This is a genomic window from Sphingobium jiangsuense (genome assembly GCF_014196495.1).
GTDB lineage: Bacteria > Pseudomonadota > Alphaproteobacteria > Sphingomonadales > Sphingomonadaceae > Sphingobium > Sphingobium jiangsuense.
The window spans coordinates 13,208-28,739 of sequence record NZ_JACIDT010000030.1; the positions used below are offsets into that span (position 1 = coordinate 13,208).

13 protein-coding genes are annotated in these 15,532 nt (G+C 62.2%); 8 read left to right on the forward strand and 5 right to left on the reverse strand.

The window, feature by feature from the left end; all coding sequences use genetic code 11:
- The first annotated feature begins 10 nt into the window (after window positions 1-10).
- The 6 genes from traI to GGR43_RS21910 are packed head-to-tail and all read left to right on the forward strand — an operon-like array spanning window position 11 to window position 10,584.
- Window positions 11-2,329, forward strand: a complete 2,319-nt coding sequence (gene traI, locus GGR43_RS21885) for a TraI/MobA(P) family conjugative relaxase (RefSeq protein WP_019053938.1) — start codon at window positions 11-13, stop codon at window positions 2,327-2,329.
- Window positions 2,330-2,350: 21 nt separating this feature from the next.
- Window positions 2,351-4,243: a type IV secretory system conjugative DNA transfer family protein gene (locus tag GGR43_RS21890; protein ID WP_026149850.1), complete on the forward strand. Its 1,893-nt coding sequence runs from the start codon at window positions 2,351-2,353 to the stop codon at window positions 4,241-4,243.
- Window positions 4,240-4,773 carry a conjugative transfer signal peptidase TraF gene (traF, locus tag GGR43_RS21895; RefSeq protein ID WP_006954186.1) on the forward strand — a complete coding sequence of 178 codons (534 nt, stop codon included), beginning with the start codon at window positions 4,240-4,242 and terminating at the stop codon, window positions 4,771-4,773. Before GGR43_RS21890 ends, traF begins: the two co-directional genes overlap by 4 nt.
- A 4-nt stretch (window positions 4,774-4,777) precedes the next feature.
- Window positions 4,778-6,958: a DNA topoisomerase 3 gene (locus GGR43_RS21900; protein WP_019053936.1), complete on the forward strand. Its 2,181-nt coding sequence runs from the start codon at window positions 4,778-4,780 to the stop codon at window positions 6,956-6,958.
- Window positions 6,955-7,206 carry a hypothetical protein gene (locus GGR43_RS23920; RefSeq protein ID WP_006954184.1) on the forward strand — a complete coding sequence of 84 codons (252 nt, stop codon included), beginning with the start codon at window positions 6,955-6,957 and terminating at the stop codon, window positions 7,204-7,206. The genes GGR43_RS21900 and GGR43_RS23920 overlap by 4 nt, the downstream gene beginning before the upstream one ends.
- A gap of 18 nt (window positions 7,207-7,224) precedes the next feature.
- Window positions 7,225-10,584 (forward strand): zincin-like metallopeptidase domain-containing protein, encoded by a 3,360-nt coding sequence (locus GGR43_RS21910; RefSeq protein ID WP_019053935.1) that lies wholly within the window; start codon window positions 7,225-7,227, stop codon window positions 10,582-10,584.
- A gap of 1 nt (window position 10,585) precedes the next feature.
- Here GGR43_RS21910 and GGR43_RS21915 read toward each other — a convergent pair whose 3' ends face one another.
- Window positions 10,586-10,987 carry a hypothetical protein gene (locus tag GGR43_RS21915; RefSeq protein ID WP_019053934.1) on the reverse strand — a complete coding sequence of 134 codons (402 nt, stop codon included), beginning with the start codon at window positions 10,985-10,987 and terminating at the stop codon, window positions 10,586-10,588.
- A gap of 53 nt (window positions 10,988-11,040) precedes the next feature.
- On the opposite strand from GGR43_RS21915, the gene GGR43_RS23650 reads away from it, so the two are divergent.
- The gene (locus GGR43_RS23650; protein WP_226998764.1) at window positions 11,041-11,259 is read left to right on the forward strand and encodes a helix-turn-helix domain-containing protein; all 219 of its coding nucleotides are present in this window, start codon (window positions 11,041-11,043) and stop codon (window positions 11,257-11,259) included.
- 155 nt (window positions 11,260-11,414) lie between these two features.
- Here the strand turns inward: GGR43_RS23650 and GGR43_RS21925 are convergent, their stop codons facing one another.
- A complete protein-coding gene (locus GGR43_RS21925) occupies window positions 11,415-12,617 on the reverse strand; it encodes an IS256 family transposase (protein ID WP_026149849.1) in 1,203 nt (400 codons plus the stop codon).
- A 223-nt stretch (window positions 12,618-12,840) separates the two neighbouring features.
- On the opposite strand from GGR43_RS21925, the gene GGR43_RS21930 reads away from it, so the two are divergent.
- Window positions 12,841-12,990, forward strand: a complete 150-nt coding sequence (locus tag GGR43_RS21930) for a hypothetical protein (RefSeq protein WP_006954178.1) — start codon at window positions 12,841-12,843, stop codon at window positions 12,988-12,990.
- Between the two features lie 10 nt (window positions 12,991-13,000).
- Here GGR43_RS21930 and GGR43_RS21935 read toward each other — a convergent pair whose 3' ends face one another.
- From GGR43_RS21935 to GGR43_RS21945, 3 genes are all read right to left on the reverse strand, one after another.
- Window positions 13,001-13,165 (reverse strand): hypothetical protein, encoded by a 165-nt coding sequence (locus GGR43_RS21935; RefSeq protein WP_019053931.1) that lies wholly within the window; start codon window positions 13,163-13,165, stop codon window positions 13,001-13,003.
- A gap of 217 nt (window positions 13,166-13,382) precedes the next feature.
- Entirely contained in the window at window positions 13,383-14,087 is a 705-nt protein-coding gene (locus GGR43_RS21940) for a DNA adenine methylase (protein WP_014194362.1), read from the reverse strand.
- A 148-nt stretch (window positions 14,088-14,235) separates the two neighbouring features.
- Entirely contained in the window at window positions 14,236-15,312 is a 1,077-nt protein-coding gene (locus tag GGR43_RS21945; RefSeq protein WP_019053930.1) for a hypothetical protein, read from the reverse strand.
- Window positions 15,313-15,532: the final 220 nt, after the last annotated feature.

Genomic DNA, 15,532 nt, shown 5'->3' on the forward strand with positions numbered 1-15,532 from the left:
GGCCGCGCCGATGATCGCAAAACACGTCCCCATGAAGGCGACTTCCAAGAGCGATTTTGGCGGGTTGGTGCGATACATCACCAGCGCGCAGGGACGTGACGAGCGCGTGGGTCTGGTGACTGTCACCAACTGCAACGGCCATACGCCAGAAGATGCTGCGCAGGACGTTATGCTTGTCCAATCCGCCAACCAGCGGGCGGCGTCGGATAAGACCTACCACTTGATTATTTCCTTCCGGCCCGGCGAGAATCCCAGCGCCGAGGTTATGCGTGACATAGAGGAGGCGGTATGCGCCGCGTTGGGCTTTGCCGAGCATCAACGGGTTAGCGCCGTCCACCACGACACCGACAACACGCATATTCATCTAGCGATCAACAAGATTCACCCTGTCCGGCACACGATCCACGCGCCGTTGCGGGATTATCAAACCCTTGCCGCTGTTTGTGAGCGGCTAGAGGTCAAGCACGGGTTAGAGCCGGATAATCATGCGGCCCGGCAGCGCGCGGGAGAAGCACGCGCGCGCGACATGGAGCAGATCGCGGGCACGGAAAGCCTGATAGGTTGGGCGCAGCGGAATTGCGCCGAGCCATTGAAGGCCGCCGCGAGTTGGGCCGAGTTGCACCAGATCGCGGCCAATTTCGGCTTGTCGGTGCAGGCGCGCGGCAACGGCCTGATATTTGCGGCGATGGACGGAACGACCGTAAAGGCCAGCTCCATCGCGCGCGAGCTGTCAAAAGGGGCGCTAGAGAAACGCTTGGGAGCCTTCCAGAGCGCACAGGGAGGGGAGGGGGCGCCGAAGGCCCGTCAGACCTATGAAAAGCGCCCCGTGCCCTCCCGTATCGACACCAGCGCCCTATTCTCCGCCTACCGCGAGCAGCAGGGCACACGCGCCACGCGCCGAAAGGTCGAGCTGGCCGAGGCCGCAGCCAAGCGCCGCGCGGCCATTGAACAGGTGAAGCGCATCGGGAGGACGAAGCGGGCGGCGATAAAGCTGCTAGGTGGCGGCCCGGTTGTTAAGCGCCTCAATTACGCATTGGCGGCCCGCTCCACCAAGGCCGCCATTGCCAAGATTGTCGCCGCCCACGGGCGGGAACGGGAGCGCATTGCGTCGCGCAATTCCCGGCGCGGGTGGAATGACTGGCTACAGGAGCAGGCCAAGGCAGGCGACCAGACCGCCCTTGAGGCCCTGCGCGCGCGGGAGGGGCGGCGCACAGCCCCCAATGACGCGCTGCATATAGCCGCCATGCCGACCGCAGCGCATCCCGCAGCGATCAGGCAAGACCACATCACTAAGCGCGGGACGATCATCTACCGCACCGCCAATGCAGCGGTGCGCGATGATGGCCAGCGCCTGCATGTATCGCGCGGGGCGCAGATCGAGGGCGTTGTTGCCGCCTTGCGGCTTGCGCACGAACGCTATGGCGACAGGCTGGCGATTAGCGGCAGCGATCAATTCAAGGCCCTTGTGGTGGAAGCCGCCGCCCGTTCGGCCATGCCCATCACTTTCGCGGACCCCGATCTAGAGGCCCGCCGTCAAAATATCAGGCAAGAGGAGCGTGCGCGTGACAGACAAATCATTGGACGAGGAGATAGAGGCGGCGCTGGCGTTGTTGGGCGAAACGCCGTCAATGGCGCTGGACGAGACGCCAGCGCCACAGCACCAGGTCGAAACGGGACATTCCGACCCGGTGCCGTCAGCGCCGGAGGAACCAACGCCGGAACCGGACTTGCAGCCGGAGGAGCCAGCACCGCCGCCGTTGGAGTTGGTCACGCACAGCCCGCCAGAAATGGACATTCTAGCGCCGGAGGAGCCGAGGCCCCCAGCGAGCGCGCCGTTAAGCCCAACATTGGCCGCGTTGGACGAGAGCCGCCGCCCGAAAGCCGAGGTAGTTTGCGCGACCTGTCCCAACTCGGTCTGGTTCAGCACGCCGAGCGAGGTCGCTTGCTATTGCCGCGTGATGTTCATTCAGACGTGGACGACCAAAAAGCCCGGCCAGATCGTGTTGTGCGACGGGACGACGATCGGCCGCGAATGAGCGACGATCAGGCCATAGCAGCGGATAAATACATTGCGGAACGTAATGCGAAGCGTCACATTGGAATGGATATACCGGCGCATCGGCTGTTCACTGGCGATCATGGGCCGCTGATTTACGCCGGGACGCGACAAATCGAAGGGCAGAAATTGATACTCCTAAGAGATGGCGCTGACATGCTTGTGCTGCCCGTAGACGCGCGTAGCGCCGCCCGCGCGGGCAAGCTGGCGATTGGCGAGCCGATCGAGATTGCCAGCAATGGCACCGTCAAAAGCAAGGGGCGCAGCCGGTAACGGCCGCGAGAAGGGCAAAGCATGGCAAAGAAGCGCAATACAGCCATCGGGCCGCAAGTGCGGGAGCGCGGAAGCAAGGGCGATAATCGTCCGTTGCTGGCGGCCCTTGTGTCCGGTTCCGCCCTTGGAGGCTTATGGAGCGCAACGCAGATGTTCGCGCACCAGATGGCCTATCAGGCAACCTTGGGGCCGAGTGCGGGCCATATCTATGCCCCGTGGCGTTTCCTGCAATGGTTCAGCAAATGGAGCGAGGTTCCGGCGCTGAAACCCGCCTTCGGGCAAGCCGTGGGCGTGGGCACCGTGGTTTTCGGCGTGGGCGTCCTGATAACCGCCGCTGTCAAACTGGCGAAATCGAACGCCGGGAAGGGCAATGCCTATCTGCATGGATCGGCCCGCTGGGCCGACATGGAGGACATTCGCGCGGCCAGCCTCGTTGAAAATGATGGGGTCTATATTGGCGCTTATCAGGAGAAGAACGGGAAGACGGTCTATCTACGCCATTCCGGCCCGGAGCATTGCCTTACCTATGCCCCGACCCGATCGGGGAAGGGCGTGGGCCTTGTCATCCCGACGCTGCTTTCGTGGCCGCATAGCGCCGTCATCACCGATTTGAAGGGCGAGCTATGGGCGTTGACCGCCGGTTGGAGGAAGCAACGCGCCAACCAGATCGTCATGCGATTTGAACCGGCCAGCTCGCGCGGCTCCGCCCACTGGAACCCGCTGGACGAAATCAGGGTAGGGACTGACAACGAAGTCGCAGACGTTCAGAATCTCGCTACGCTGATAGTGGACCCGGACGGGAAGGGGGTCGAAAGCCACTGGCAAAAGACCTCGCGGGCGCTTCTGGTAGGCGTGATCCTGCATGTCATCTACAAAGCCAAGCATGGCGGCAACGCGGCGACCTTGGCCGAAGTGGATGCCGTGTTGGCCGATCCGGTTCGGCCCGCGCAGGAAGTTTGGGAGGAAATGCTTACGTTCGGCCATTTGCCGGGCGGCAAAAATCATCCCGTTGTCGGCAAAGCCGCGCGCGCCCAGCTCAATCGTCCCGATGATGAGGGCGGATCGGTTCTATCGACCGCGCAGAGCTATCTAGAATTATATCAAGACCCGGTTGTGGCCGCGAATACCGCCACTTCCGATTTTCTCATTCGTGACCTGATGAACAGCGAGAGGCCGGTTAGCCTCTACATCATCACCCAGCCCACGGATAAGGACCGACTGCGCCCGCTTGTCCGCGTCATGCTCAACATGATGGTGCGTATCCTCGCGCCCAAGCAGGAGTTCGAGGAGGGCCGGGTGGTTCAGAGCTACAAGCACCGCGCGCTATTTATGATTGATGAGTTTCCCAGCCTTGGGAAACTTGGAATCATTCAGGAGTCCTTGGCGTTCGCCGCAGGCTACGGCCTGAAATTCTATCTCATTTGTCAGGACACCAACCAGCTTAGGAGCCGGGAAACCGGCTATGGGCCGGATGAGCTGATAACCTCCAATGCTCATATCCAGAACGCCTATCCGCCCAACCGCGTTGAGACGGCCGAGCATCTTTCCAAACTCACCGGCCAGACCACCGTTCTTAAAGAGCAAATCACCAAAAGCACGGGACGCGGGGGCGGGGGGTTCTTTGGTGGCACCGTGTCCAAGACCGTGCAGGAAACCCAGCGCCCGCTTTTGACGCCGGATGAGTGTATGAGGATGCCGGGGCCGAAGAAGACCCCGGACGGAGATATTTCGGAAGCGGGCGACATGCTGATTTATGTCGCAGGCTATCCCATGATCTACGGCCGTCAGCCCCTCTATTTCCAAGACCCGACCTTTAGTGCCCGCGCCAAGATTCCCGCGCCGGATCGGAGCGACACGATCAGGGGCAATCAAGCGCCGAAGCCGCCCGAAGGGGGCCGGAGGATCAAACTATGAAGCGGCCGAGCTTCGCCAAGGTCAGCCGCTATGCGGTTTGTGGCGTGGCGGGGGCCATGATCGCCATGCTTGGCGCGAAGGCGGCGGGCCTTCGCTTCAACGCTACGCCGAGCATCCCGCTAGGCGTCTATCGGGCGACGGGCGGGACCGCGCAAAAGGGCGATCTTGTGGCGTTCTGTCCGCCCGCAGCGCCGCCCTTTTTGGAGGCGTTGCGTAGGCGCTACATCGAACCCGGCGACTGCCCCAGCGGAAGCTATGAAATGATGAAGCGGATTTTAGCCGCTAAAGGCGACCGCGTTCAGATTGGCGGGCAGGGCGTGCGGATCAACGGCCGCCTTGTCCCCGACAGCGCCCCGCAACTTGCCGATGGGGCAGGGCGGGCCTTGCCCCGGCTCAATGCCGATTGGACGCTAGGCGACGGGGAAATCCTTGTCCTTGGCGATGGCGCGGCCTCTTTCGACGGCCGCTATTTCGGGCCGATCAGCGCGCGGCAAGTGACCGCCCCTATCAAACCCGTAGTGACGTGGTGACGGCATGAGCGGGGAGATCATTGTCATTGCTGAAAAGCCCGAACTCGCGCGGGCCATTGCCGAGGGCCTTGGGGGAGGGGCGCGACAAGACGGCTTCATAGATTGCGGCCGTCATTATGTGACATGGGCGATCGGCCACATGCTTGAGCTGGTGGACCCGCAAGACCCGTGGAACATGGCCGCGCTGCCGATCAGCTTCATCCCGTGGGAAAAGCGGCCCGTCGCCAAGACGAGCGCCCAGCTCCGCACGATCGGCAAACTTCTCAAATCGGCGCGGAGCGTCATTCACGCGGGCGACCCCGACGATGAGGGCCAGCTTATTGTTGACGAGATTCTGCAATGGGCCGGGAGCCGGTTGCCGGTCCAACGCCTGCTAATCAATGACAACAATCTAAAGGTTGTGCAGCGGGCCTTGGCGTCCATGCGGGATAACCGTGAATTTGCCGGGTTGTCCGCATCGGCCGAGGCGCGCAGCGTGGGCGACTTGCTCTATGGCGTGAACATGACCCGCGCCTATACCCTCGCGGCGCAGGCGCGGGGGTTTCAGGGCGTTCTTAGCGTCGGCCGCGTGCAGACCCCTATCTTGGGCCTTGTCGTCCGCCGTGACCGCGATTTTGAGGCGCACACCAAGAGCTATTATTACACGGTTTCGGGCCAGTTCAGTTTCGCCGGGCTGACCTTTCCCGCGCGCTACCAGATCGGGGAGGGCGACCCGGTTGATGAGCAGCGCCGCTTGATCGACCGCAATTTTGCGACGGCGGTAGCCGGGGCGGTGCAGGGGCAACCGGCTCGCATCGCCAGCGCCAAGACCACGGCGAAAGAGGCAGCGCCGCCGCTGCCCTACAACCTCTTGAAGCTGCAAACCGATGCCGCACGGAAATTCGGCTATAAGCCCAATCAGGTGAAGGACATTACGCAGGCGTTGCGGGAGAAGCATCGCCTTATCACCTACAACCGCAGCGACAGCGAATATTTGAGTGATGAGCAGCACGCGGACGCCCCCGGCGTGCTGGCGGCCGTCGCCGCGACGGTCCCGATGCTGGCGGCGATCGCGCAGCGCGCGGACCCGGCGATAAAAAGCCGGGCCTTCAACTCGCAGAAGGTTTCCGCGCATCACGCCATCATTCCGACCGAAGCCACGGCCGATTTTGCCGCGCTGACAGAGCCGGAGCAGCGAATCTATATGCTGATCGCGCGCGCCTATGTCGCGCAGTTCTGGCCCGCGAACCAATATGACCAGACCGAAATCGAGATAGAGGTTGCGGGTCACGCCTTTGCCGCGCGGGGCAAGGTTGTGACCAAGCCGGGTTGGACGGTTCTCTATAAGAACGATGTAGGCAATGAGGACATTGCCGAGGACGAGGACACCCTTGCGGCCGATTTGCGTTCGATCGCGTCGGGCATGGCCGGGCAATGCCTTTCCGCCAGCGCCGACCAGCAGGAAACCAAGCCCAAGCCGCTCTATACGATGGCCACGCTTTTGACCGACCTAACGCGGGTGGCCAAATATGTTCGGGACGAGCGGCTTAGGAAACTCCTGATCGAGAAGGACAAGGGGAAGGCGGGCGAGCATGGCGGAATTGGAACCCCGGCGACCCGCGACAGCATCATAGCCACGCTTTTCGATCGCGGCTTTTTGATCGAGAAGGGCAAGAATATCGTCAGCTCCCCGCAGGCGCGCGGCTTCTATGACGCCTTGCCGGATCAGGCGAAATTTCCCGACATGACCGCCATTTGGCACGAACAGCAGCGCGCGATTGCCGAGGGCAAGAGCGATGCCATGACATTCGTTCGCGGACTGGCCGATTATGTCGGCCGCGAGGTCGCGCGGGTGAAAGAGCAGGGCCTTGCCATAGCGATCGACGCGCCGCCTTGCCCGTCATGTTCCAAGCCGCTGCGCCGGATCAAAGGGAGCAAGGGCTATTTTTGGTCCTGCACCGGCTATGCCGACGGCTGTAAATTCACCGCCAATGACAAGGCGGGCAAGCCGGAGCTGGTGAAGGCTCCCGCGCCCGTGCCGTCGCAGCAGCACAAATGCCAAGCGTGCGGCGCTGGCCTAGTGCGGCGTCCTTCCGCGAAAAAGAAGGGGGCCTTCTGGTGGAGTTGCAGCGCCTATCCCGGCTGCAAACAGACCTATTTCGACAACAAGGGACAGCCCGATTTCAGCAAAGGAGAACGAGCATGACGGATCAACCCAATGCGCAGGACGTGCCCACCCTTGACGAGCTGGTGACGCGCAAACTTGCCGACGCCGAGACTCCCGGCGCGGTTGTGGAGTTCGACCCGGAGGAGGCGGAGCGGGCGGGGGCCTTTGTTGAGGATGCCATGAGCGAGGCCGACGCGCGCGAGGCCGAGGAAGGGCTTGATGGTGACGCGGAGCCGATCGCCACGGGACGCGGCGAATTGATCGCGGCAGCGCGCAACGCCGACTAATCGGGAGGAGGCGAGGATATGGCCGAGGGCAAGATACCTTTTCACCAGCGCGTTGCCGACAAGCTGATAGAGCAGTTGAAGCAGGGCACCGCCCCTTGGCAAAAGCCTTGGGAGGCGACGGGCAGCAGCGGGTTGCCGTTCAACCCCACCACGGGGAAACGCTATCGCGGCGTCAATGTCCTCAATCTCATGTCCGAGGGCCGGGCTGATAATCGCTGGCTGACATACAAGCAGGCCGCAGCCCAAGGCGCACAGGTGCGGAAGGGCGAGAAAGGCTCCCTTGTCCAATACTGGCAGTTCGAGGAGGAGCGGGTAGTTCGGGACGAGAGCGGTAAGCCCGTTCTGGATGCCGAGGGTCGCCAGAGGAAAGAGAAGGTCGAGCTTGAGCGGCCCCGTGCGTTTTATGCCGTGGTGTTCAACGCCGAGCAGATCGACGGGCTTGCCCCGATCGTCACCACTACGCACGAATGGAATCCGGTGGAGCGGGCCGAGGCCATCTTGCGGGCGTCGGGCGCGAAAATCACCGAGGAAGCGGGCGACCGCGCCTATTATCGGCCTTCGACCGACAGCATCACCTTGCCGTTGCGGAGCCAGTTTCCGAGCGCGGATCGGTTCTACGCCACGGCGCTGCACGAGCTGGGGCACTGGACTGGCCACCCCAACCGCCTTGACCGGGATTTGGCGCACCCGTTCGGTTCGGAAGGCTATGCCCGCGAAGAATTGCGGGCCGAGATTGCGAGCCTCATAACCGGGCAGGAATTGCAGATCGGCCACGACCCGGAGCAGCACGCGGCCTATGTCGGATCATGGATCAAAGTCCTTGAGGAAGACCCGCTTGAGATTGTCCGTGCCGCATCGGACGCCGAGAAGATTCACACCTATGTTCTGGCGCTGGAACAAAAACAGGTTCAGCAGGTCGAGCAGGCACACGACCATACGCAATATTTCGTCAGCAACGAAAATACGCTTTGCTATCAGCAGCCGGGCATGGCGATGTTGGGCGTTCTTGCCAGCAATATAGACGGGCGCAACCCGATTAACGGGCCATTCTATGCCAGTCCGCTAGATCAAATCCGGCCTGCCACGCGCGAGGATTTTGACAGGTTCCGCGTTACTCTACCGCCAGACTTCCAGCAGGCGCAGGAGTATCGCCAGAATGATCTTGATGAGGGCGATCGGCTTGCGGTCGCGGACATGGCCAAGACTGTTCAAGCCTATGAGGAGTGGCAGAACGGCCCCCATTTCGAGGGGAACGAGGAAGCGGACCTAGTAATATCCGACGACCTCAATATGGAGCTGGACGAGCGTATAAAGGCCGCCTTCGCCAGACCGGGGCTTGCGGCGGCGCTCAATGCCTCCGGGTTTACGGTCGAGCGGCTGACAGACCATAGCGGCGACAGATGGGCCGCCGCAGCCGGGGCCGTTGCCGCCATAGGCGATCCTATACCGGAGCCGCAGCAGCACTATTCCGACCGCACTTTGCGCGCGCTGATCGACAAGCACGGTTGGGAGCCGGTTGATAGTGGCGGGCCGATGCACACCGTTCGACGGCAATTTGAGGGCGTCGGGCCGGTCGGCACGATGATAACCCCGAACGGCGAGCGAAACCTTATGGCGGGCTATTCCGCAGATAGCGAACGCCGCCGCTATATCGCCTTGTCGCTTGGGCCGAACCAGATCACCGATTTTGACGGCCGCGACCAGAACCCGGAGGACGTTGCCCGCCTTGTCAATTTGAAGGCCGAGCAATATGCCGATGAGCGCCGCGAGCGGCAGGGCTTGGCCCCTCTCTATGCGGTCAATTCGCCGCCCTTGGGCATCGCCGCGACCGACCAGCGGGACGCCGCGCCAGAGCCTTCCACCCGCACATATCTTGCGGTCCCCTATCGGGAAAAGGACGAGGCGAAAGCCTTGGGCGCGAAATGGGATAAGGCCGAAAAGTCGTGGTATGTTCCGGCAGGCGCTAATGTCGAGCCGTTCCAGAAATGGCTTTCAAGCGCCGTAGAGGCACCCGCAGGAGATCTAGGCCAATCGCTCCCCGGCGAGCGCGCGCAGCGCCCCACGGCCCCGGAGCAGCCGCAGGAAGGGCAAACGATGCAGGAAACCCCGCGACAGGCACGCGAATATCTGGCGGTGCCTTATGGCGAACGAACCCTTGCCAAAGCCAACGGCGCGAAATGGGATGCCGCTCGCAAGAGCTGGTATGCGCCGGAGGGCGCGGACCCGGAGAAGCTGGCGCGCTGGAAAATAGACAATCAGCCGCGCCAGAAGGAGGCGAAAAGCCCGGAGGTCGAATTTGCCGACGCGATGAAATCTCTTGGCCTTGAGGTTCCCGCAGGGCACCCGATGATGGACGGCAAGACCCACCGCGTTCCGGCACAGGGCGATGGAAAGGGCGAGGTGGCGGGTTTCTATGTCGCCTTCACCGATGGCCACCCAGCGGGCTACATCAAGAACAACCGTTCGGGGCTGGATATGCGATGGAAAAGCACCGGCTACACGTTGAGCGAGGAGGAAAAGGCCCGGTTGAACGCCGAGGCCGCCACCAAGCGAGAGGAGCGCGAGCGGGAGCGGGCGGCGACATATGATGCGACGGCCGAGCGCGTGCAGCAGCGCGCCGCGCAATGCCGTCAGATCGAGCAGGCAACGCCCTACATGGAGAGGAAGGGTATTGCGCCGACGATCGGCGCGCTCGCCAGCGCCAGCGATACTACAATCCACCTTCCGGCGATCGACACCAGCGGCAAGCACTGGACGACGCAATATATTCAGGAAGACGGCACGAAGCGTTTTGCGAAGGAGAGCCACAAGGAAAGCTGTTTCCATGTGGTCAACGGGGGCGTGACGCCGCAGGCCGCACTAGCCGCGCTCGACAAGGCCCCGCGCATTATGATTGGCGAAGGCTACGCGACGATGGCGACCGTCTCTAGCGTGGTGGACCATGCGACCGTCGCGGCGTTCGATTCCGGCAACCTCCCCGCCGTCGCAGCCGCGTTGCGCGAGCGTTACCCCGACAAGCCGATTTTCATCATGGGCGAGGACGATCAGCGCGTCTTGGAGAAATTCGGCTACAATCCCGGCAAGGAGAAGGCGACCCAAGCGGCGCAGGCCGTGAACGGCGTTCCGGTCTTCCCGACCTTCGCCCCCGGCGAGCAGCAGGCCGACCCGGCACGCTTCACCGACTTCAACGACTTGCAGCAGAACAGCCGCTTGGGCCGTGAAGGCGCGGTGCGCCAGATCAGGGCGGCGATCGAGAACCCGCGTCAGCAGGAGCGGGAGGCTCCCCGGATCAAGCTGGACGACGAACGCGAAAGGAAGCGTTCCGGGCCGGTTATCGGAGACGATCAACCGGCCCAGCGCCGCAGCGTTCGACGCTAGATCAAGCGGAAACCAACTTCCTAGAATAGTCGAGGGAACGGAGCGCGGTTTTGAGATGGAAGGCGGTTATGTCGTCGTCCATCTCCACCGCGATAACGAGGCTTTCCCGTGCGAGGTCTATAGCGTGGAGGAGGCGGCGATATTGTTCATCGCTCAAGTCCGTGTCTCGCATTGTTCTCGCAGTTCGCGGGGCCTTCGCTTCATCCACGGTCAGGGTGACAGGCTCCCGATCGTCATGGCCTTCGGCCTCTAGCTCGCTAATGTAATGCAGCGAATGGAGCGCGTGTTTCAGTTGGAAGGCTGATAGATCGTCGCCCAGCTCCGCCGCGATAGCGAGGCTTTCGCGCGTGAGGGCTATAGCATGTTGGAGGCGGTGATATTGTTCGTCGTTCAAGTCCATCATCACCCGACTCCGAAGCAGGTTCCAGAATGGCAATATACCTACGTTTGGACGATATGGCGCACCCGTTGAGCAAATTATTCGGGAAGCGGTTGAGGGCGCGGAGGCAGGCCCTCAAAATGTCGCAAGCGATGCTGCATGAGCAAACCGGCGTCACGGCTTCCTACATTTCGTTTATCGAGAACGGGAAGGCCAATCCGACCTTGGATGTTATGGCGCAGCTCGCGGACGCGATCGGGTGCCCTGTCTCGGAAATGTTGGCCGCTGAAGCATAGTCGCCGCTGTCTATGTGCTGCAGCATAGCCGCCCGCGTCTATGTCGCCGGTGGCATAGACGTTCCCGTCTATGATGCGGGCCGGTGAAGATCGCGTCCCGGGACGTGGTGTAGCTTATCTGGGCCACCGCCAATTTCGGCATCAGCTTGAGCCGATCATGCACCGGGCACAGCCGAGAGCATGACGATGGGATTGTCGCTCACCGGGGCCATCGTTTCAAGCGACATGTAGCGCCCGCGCTGGACGGCCCATTCGTCGGACTGTTCCATGAGAATGGCACCAATCAGGCGGGTGATCGCAGCCTCGTTGGGGAAGATGCCCACGACCTCGGTGCGGCGCTTGATCTCGCCATTGAGGCGCTCGATGGGATTCGTACTGTGCAACTTGGCGCGGTGTTCCTTTGGGAAGGTCATGTAGGCCAGCACGTCGGGTTCGGCATCGTCCATCAAAGTCGCCAGTTTCGGGAGCTTTGGGCGCATCTGGTCGGCGACGGAACGCCATTGCTGGCTGGCTGCCTCAGGCGTGTCCTGGGCAAAGGCGGTGCCGATGAATGCCGAGACGACGCGCCGGCCACTCTTGCCAGCATGGGCGAGCGCATTGCGCATGAAGTGGACGCGGCAGCGCTGCCATGTTGCGCACAGCAGCTTGGACACCGCTGCCTTGATGCCTTCATGAGCATCGGAGATCACCAGTTTCACCCCACGCAGGCCCCGGCGCGTCAGCTTGCGCAGGAAGGCGGTCCAGAAGGGTTCGGCCTCGGATGGCCCGATGTCCATGCCCAGCACTTCGCGGCGACCGTCGCTGTTGACGCCCACCGCGATGATCACCGCGACCGAGACGATCCGACCGTTCTGGCGGACTTTGACATAGGTGGCATCGATCCAAAGGTACGGCCAGTCGCCCTCGATCGGGCGTTCGAGGAAGGCGTTGACCTTCTCGTCGAGCTCTTCGCACAGGCGACTGACCTGGCTCTTCGAAATGCCGTCCATGCCAAGCGCTTTGACCAGGTCATCGACCGAACGGGTCGAGATGCCATGCACATAGGCCTCCTGGATGACCGCCGTCAGCGCCCGCTCGGCCATCCGGCGCGGCTCCAGAAAACCGGGAAAATAGCTGCCCTTGCGCAACTTGGGGATGCGCAGTTCCACCGTTCCCGCGCGGGTTTGCCAGTCGCGGTCGCGATAGCCGTTGCGCTGGACAAGCCGATCGGTGGACTTCTCGCCGTGGCCCGCACCCGTCAAGCCGCCGACCTCCATCTCCATCAACCGCCCGGCGGCAAACGAGATCATCTCGCGCAAAATATCCGCGTCCGGGGCCTTCTCGACCAGCGCGCGCAGGTGCATCATAGAATCGGTCATCGTGGTTCTCCAGGTTCGAGCTTCGCAACCCAAACCTATCCGAAAACCACGGTGACCACCCGCGCTGCTGGCCGGACGCTACAGTGCAATATCCAAAGCGCGCGTCCGGCCAGCAGCGCTACCACCAGATCCTACACCACGTCCCGGGACGCGATCCCGGTGAAGCCTCCTTGCTGGCTTAGGAGGTTGCAGCATCGAGCCGGAGCCGTAATCATCCGGTGCCATGAAGGAATGGCCCGATCCGAACGACGATACCGGCAGCGACTTGCTTATCCACATCGAGTTTTGGGGATTGCTGGCGCTTACCGGGCTTGCCTTCCTCGCGGGCGTTGGGCCGCCGATCGTCCGCTTTGTCCGTTCAGTCATCGGATAGGCGCGCACGCCTATGATGCTGTCCCGTGGCGGGGAACAATGTAGGCCCATATGCCGCCTTGGCTCGCCCACTCTGGATGCGAATAATTATAGGCCATCATGGCGAGCGTGAACAGCAGCAGCAGAAGCGCCGACAAATCGCCGCGCGAAAAGGGCCTGTTGTTATCGCCGTTCATCGCCTCTTTTGACACAGGAGCGGTAATCGGACCCTTGCCCGCCTTGGTTAAATGTTGGTGGACGAGCTGGGGGCGCAAAAAGATGGACCCGACAGCTAATGCAGCCGGGTCCAGTGAAAGAACCTAAATGATCGAGAAAGGTTCTTCGGGTCGCAGGGCTGATCTAGGATGCTTTGGTTAATCATTTCACAACGGCAACGAGTGCGGTGCTGGCCTGCTATGAGTCCACTTCCAGCAGCGCGGCGAGGATCGCAATTCGCTCGCCCGCAGGCAGCTCGCTAAACATGCGTTTCCAACGTGCCGCCTTGCGCTTGATCCTCTGGCGATCGGTGAAATCCACCCCGGCATGGGTGGCCCAATGCGCCGCATCGGGCGCATAGTTCATCCATAGACATTCGGTGCGCGGCCCGCCTCGCGTCATGGCCTGATAGGACAGGACGCGCCAGCGCGGCGCGGGCAGCAGCTCGCTATACAGGGACGAGGGATAGCCTGAAATCATCACCGAGGCGGGCAGCGCATCGAGGACGGCCAGCAGTTCCCTATGGTCCGCGTCCGTATAGTCATAGCGGTAGCGCGTGCCCGGATGGGAGCGCGTGGCGAGGACATAGGGCGGATCAGCATAGATCAGCACGCGCCCAGCGGCCGAAAAGTCGAAATCGCGCAGGAAGGCGAGGCAATCGACGTTGTAGGTTTCAACGGCCGCGCCATCGAACGCGCTCGATTCCTCCGCCGCGATCGAGCCGAAGCACTCAAAGGTAGCCGGATCAATTTCGAGGCCGATCGAGCGGGCAGCGGGAGGCTTGCGCCGGAGGACGATGCCGGAGCCTAGATGCGTCTCAATGTAGGTATCGTGCGGCGGCATATTGGCAATCACAGCCTGATATGCGCCCGAAACCTGTTTCGAGCCGAGATAGCCGGTCATGGCAACTACTGGAAAGGAAGGGGCGGGCGGGGGAAGTGTCCCCCTGCGATCGGGCCGCCTAGCGTCCCGCTCGACCCCCACAGCAAGGGGCCAGCCCCTCGCAACGCTCCCCGGCTAACACCAAACGGAAGGTTAAGGCTGGGGGCGTTCATCTGGAACGCCGGGGCGACGGCGGCTTAGGCAGGCCGTGGCCGATTTCGTCGGATTTGGTTTTGCCGTCGCCTTCGCTCTGGCCTGTCTTGAGGGCGTCGGAGAGTCCGGCGAGCGAGCTTCCCCGCGCTGCGTTCAGGAGAGACGTTCGGCCACTTTCCGGCGTAGTTTTTCGTCCGTCGCCATGTGCGAGGCTCCCACCAACATCAGGGCTTCCAACCGCGTAAAGTTGCCCGTGGGGAGACTGTCCTTTGAATTGGAGGGCGCAATCGGCGCTGACGCGGCCGAGCTGGTTGAGCCGGTCGAACTCTCTTTCAAGTCTTTCTTGGACAGGTCCATTTTCCAATTCCTTCCGCCAGATATTTACACCGTCCATGCCTTCTAGGCGATGAACATTCGCACGATCGCGCACGTCATGGACCGCAACCGAAATCTGATCGCCAAAGCGACCTAGAAGGGCCTCTAGGCCGTCAGGCGTGCCCTCCTGAATACGCACCATCACGGCCGCGCTCGCACCCCGGCCCAGCTCCTCAAAGCGTTGGAATGTGTGCGCAAGCGCCTCCTCTGGCCGAGGCAGAACCGCTATTACCCCGACCCTGCATCCGGCGCTCAATGCCTGTTCGACCTTGGCTATGCTTGCTTGCGGATCGACAAGCTGGCCCTCAAAGATCGCGCGCACGTCACGGCCGAGCCGGTTTCCTTCATGCAGCGCCGCATACTGGATTTCAGAGGTTTTCCCGGCTCCCGGCATCCCGGTTACGAACAGCACCAGGTTGCGGGCTGGATCGGAGCTATCGGCCACTACACGGCGGTATTGTTCGGCCGCCAGAACGGCCGCGGCATTGTGGACGGGCGCGTTGTATCGGCCGCGGGCCTCCCTTGAGGCGGTATATTCGGGAAGCAGCTCTTTCATGGCGTCCGCACAGACGTAGCGCCCCCCGAACGTGCCGGGTCGGGCCGCATAGTCCGTCAGGAACCGTTCGGGCGCAGCTTGCACGGCATCGACCACGCGCCGTTGCACGTCCGCGCGATCGGCGTCCGCGAACTCCAATACCCTGATAGGTTCCAATGCCATCCCGCTTCCTCTGTCAGATCCGGCATAGACGCAGGCGTCTATGAGAACCAGAACTATTTGTTGGGGCGTGGTCTAGCACGAATATAAGAAAGCCCGACACAGGGCCGGGCTTTCGCACTTTCGGAGGCTCTGTTGCAAAGATTGGCGGCAGTCAGAGGTAGGCTGTCGCTCTGCGCCGATCAGGCGGCTGCTGCGAAATGGTGGTTGAGCATGCCCATGG

Excerpts from the sequence above, each read along its gene's own strand:
- GGR43_RS23650 (WP_226998764.1), top strand. The coding sequence starts at position 11,041 with ATGGCGCACCCGTTGAGCAAATTATTCGGGAAGCGGTTGAGGGCGCGG.
- GGR43_RS21945 (WP_019053930.1), bottom strand. The coding sequence starts at position 15,312 with ATGGCATTGGAACCTATCAGGGTATTGGAGTTCGCGGACGCCGATCGC.
- GGR43_RS21925 (WP_026149849.1), bottom strand. The coding sequence starts at position 12,617 with ATGACCGATTCTATGATGCACCTGCGCGCGCTGGTCGAGAAGGCCCCG.
- GGR43_RS21910 (WP_019053935.1), top strand. The coding sequence starts at position 7,225 with ATGGCCGAGGGCAAGATACCTTTTCACCAGCGCGTTGCCGACAAGCTG.
- GGR43_RS21915 (WP_019053934.1), bottom strand. The coding sequence starts at position 10,987 with ATGATGGACTTGAACGACGAACAATATCACCGCCTCCAACATGCTATA.
- GGR43_RS21940 (WP_014194362.1), bottom strand. The coding sequence starts at position 14,087 with ATGACCGGCTATCTCGGCTCGAAACAGGTTTCGGGCGCATATCAGGCT.
- traF (WP_006954186.1), top strand. The coding sequence starts at position 4,240 with ATGAAGCGGCCGAGCTTCGCCAAGGTCAGCCGCTATGCGGTTTGTGGC.
- traI (WP_019053938.1), top strand. The coding sequence starts at position 11 with ATGATCGCAAAACACGTCCCCATGAAGGCGACTTCCAAGAGCGATTTT.
- GGR43_RS21890 (WP_026149850.1), top strand. The coding sequence starts at position 2,351 with ATGGCAAAGAAGCGCAATACAGCCATCGGGCCGCAAGTGCGGGAGCGC.
- GGR43_RS23920 (WP_006954184.1), top strand. The coding sequence starts at position 6,955 with ATGACGGATCAACCCAATGCGCAGGACGTGCCCACCCTTGACGAGCTG.
- GGR43_RS21935 (WP_019053931.1), bottom strand. The coding sequence starts at position 13,165 with ATGAACGGCGATAACAACAGGCCCTTTTCGCGCGGCGATTTGTCGGCG.
- GGR43_RS21930 (WP_006954178.1), top strand. The coding sequence starts at position 12,841 with ATGAAGGAATGGCCCGATCCGAACGACGATACCGGCAGCGACTTGCTT.
- GGR43_RS21900 (WP_019053936.1), top strand. The coding sequence starts at position 4,778 with ATGAGCGGGGAGATCATTGTCATTGCTGAAAAGCCCGAACTCGCGCGG.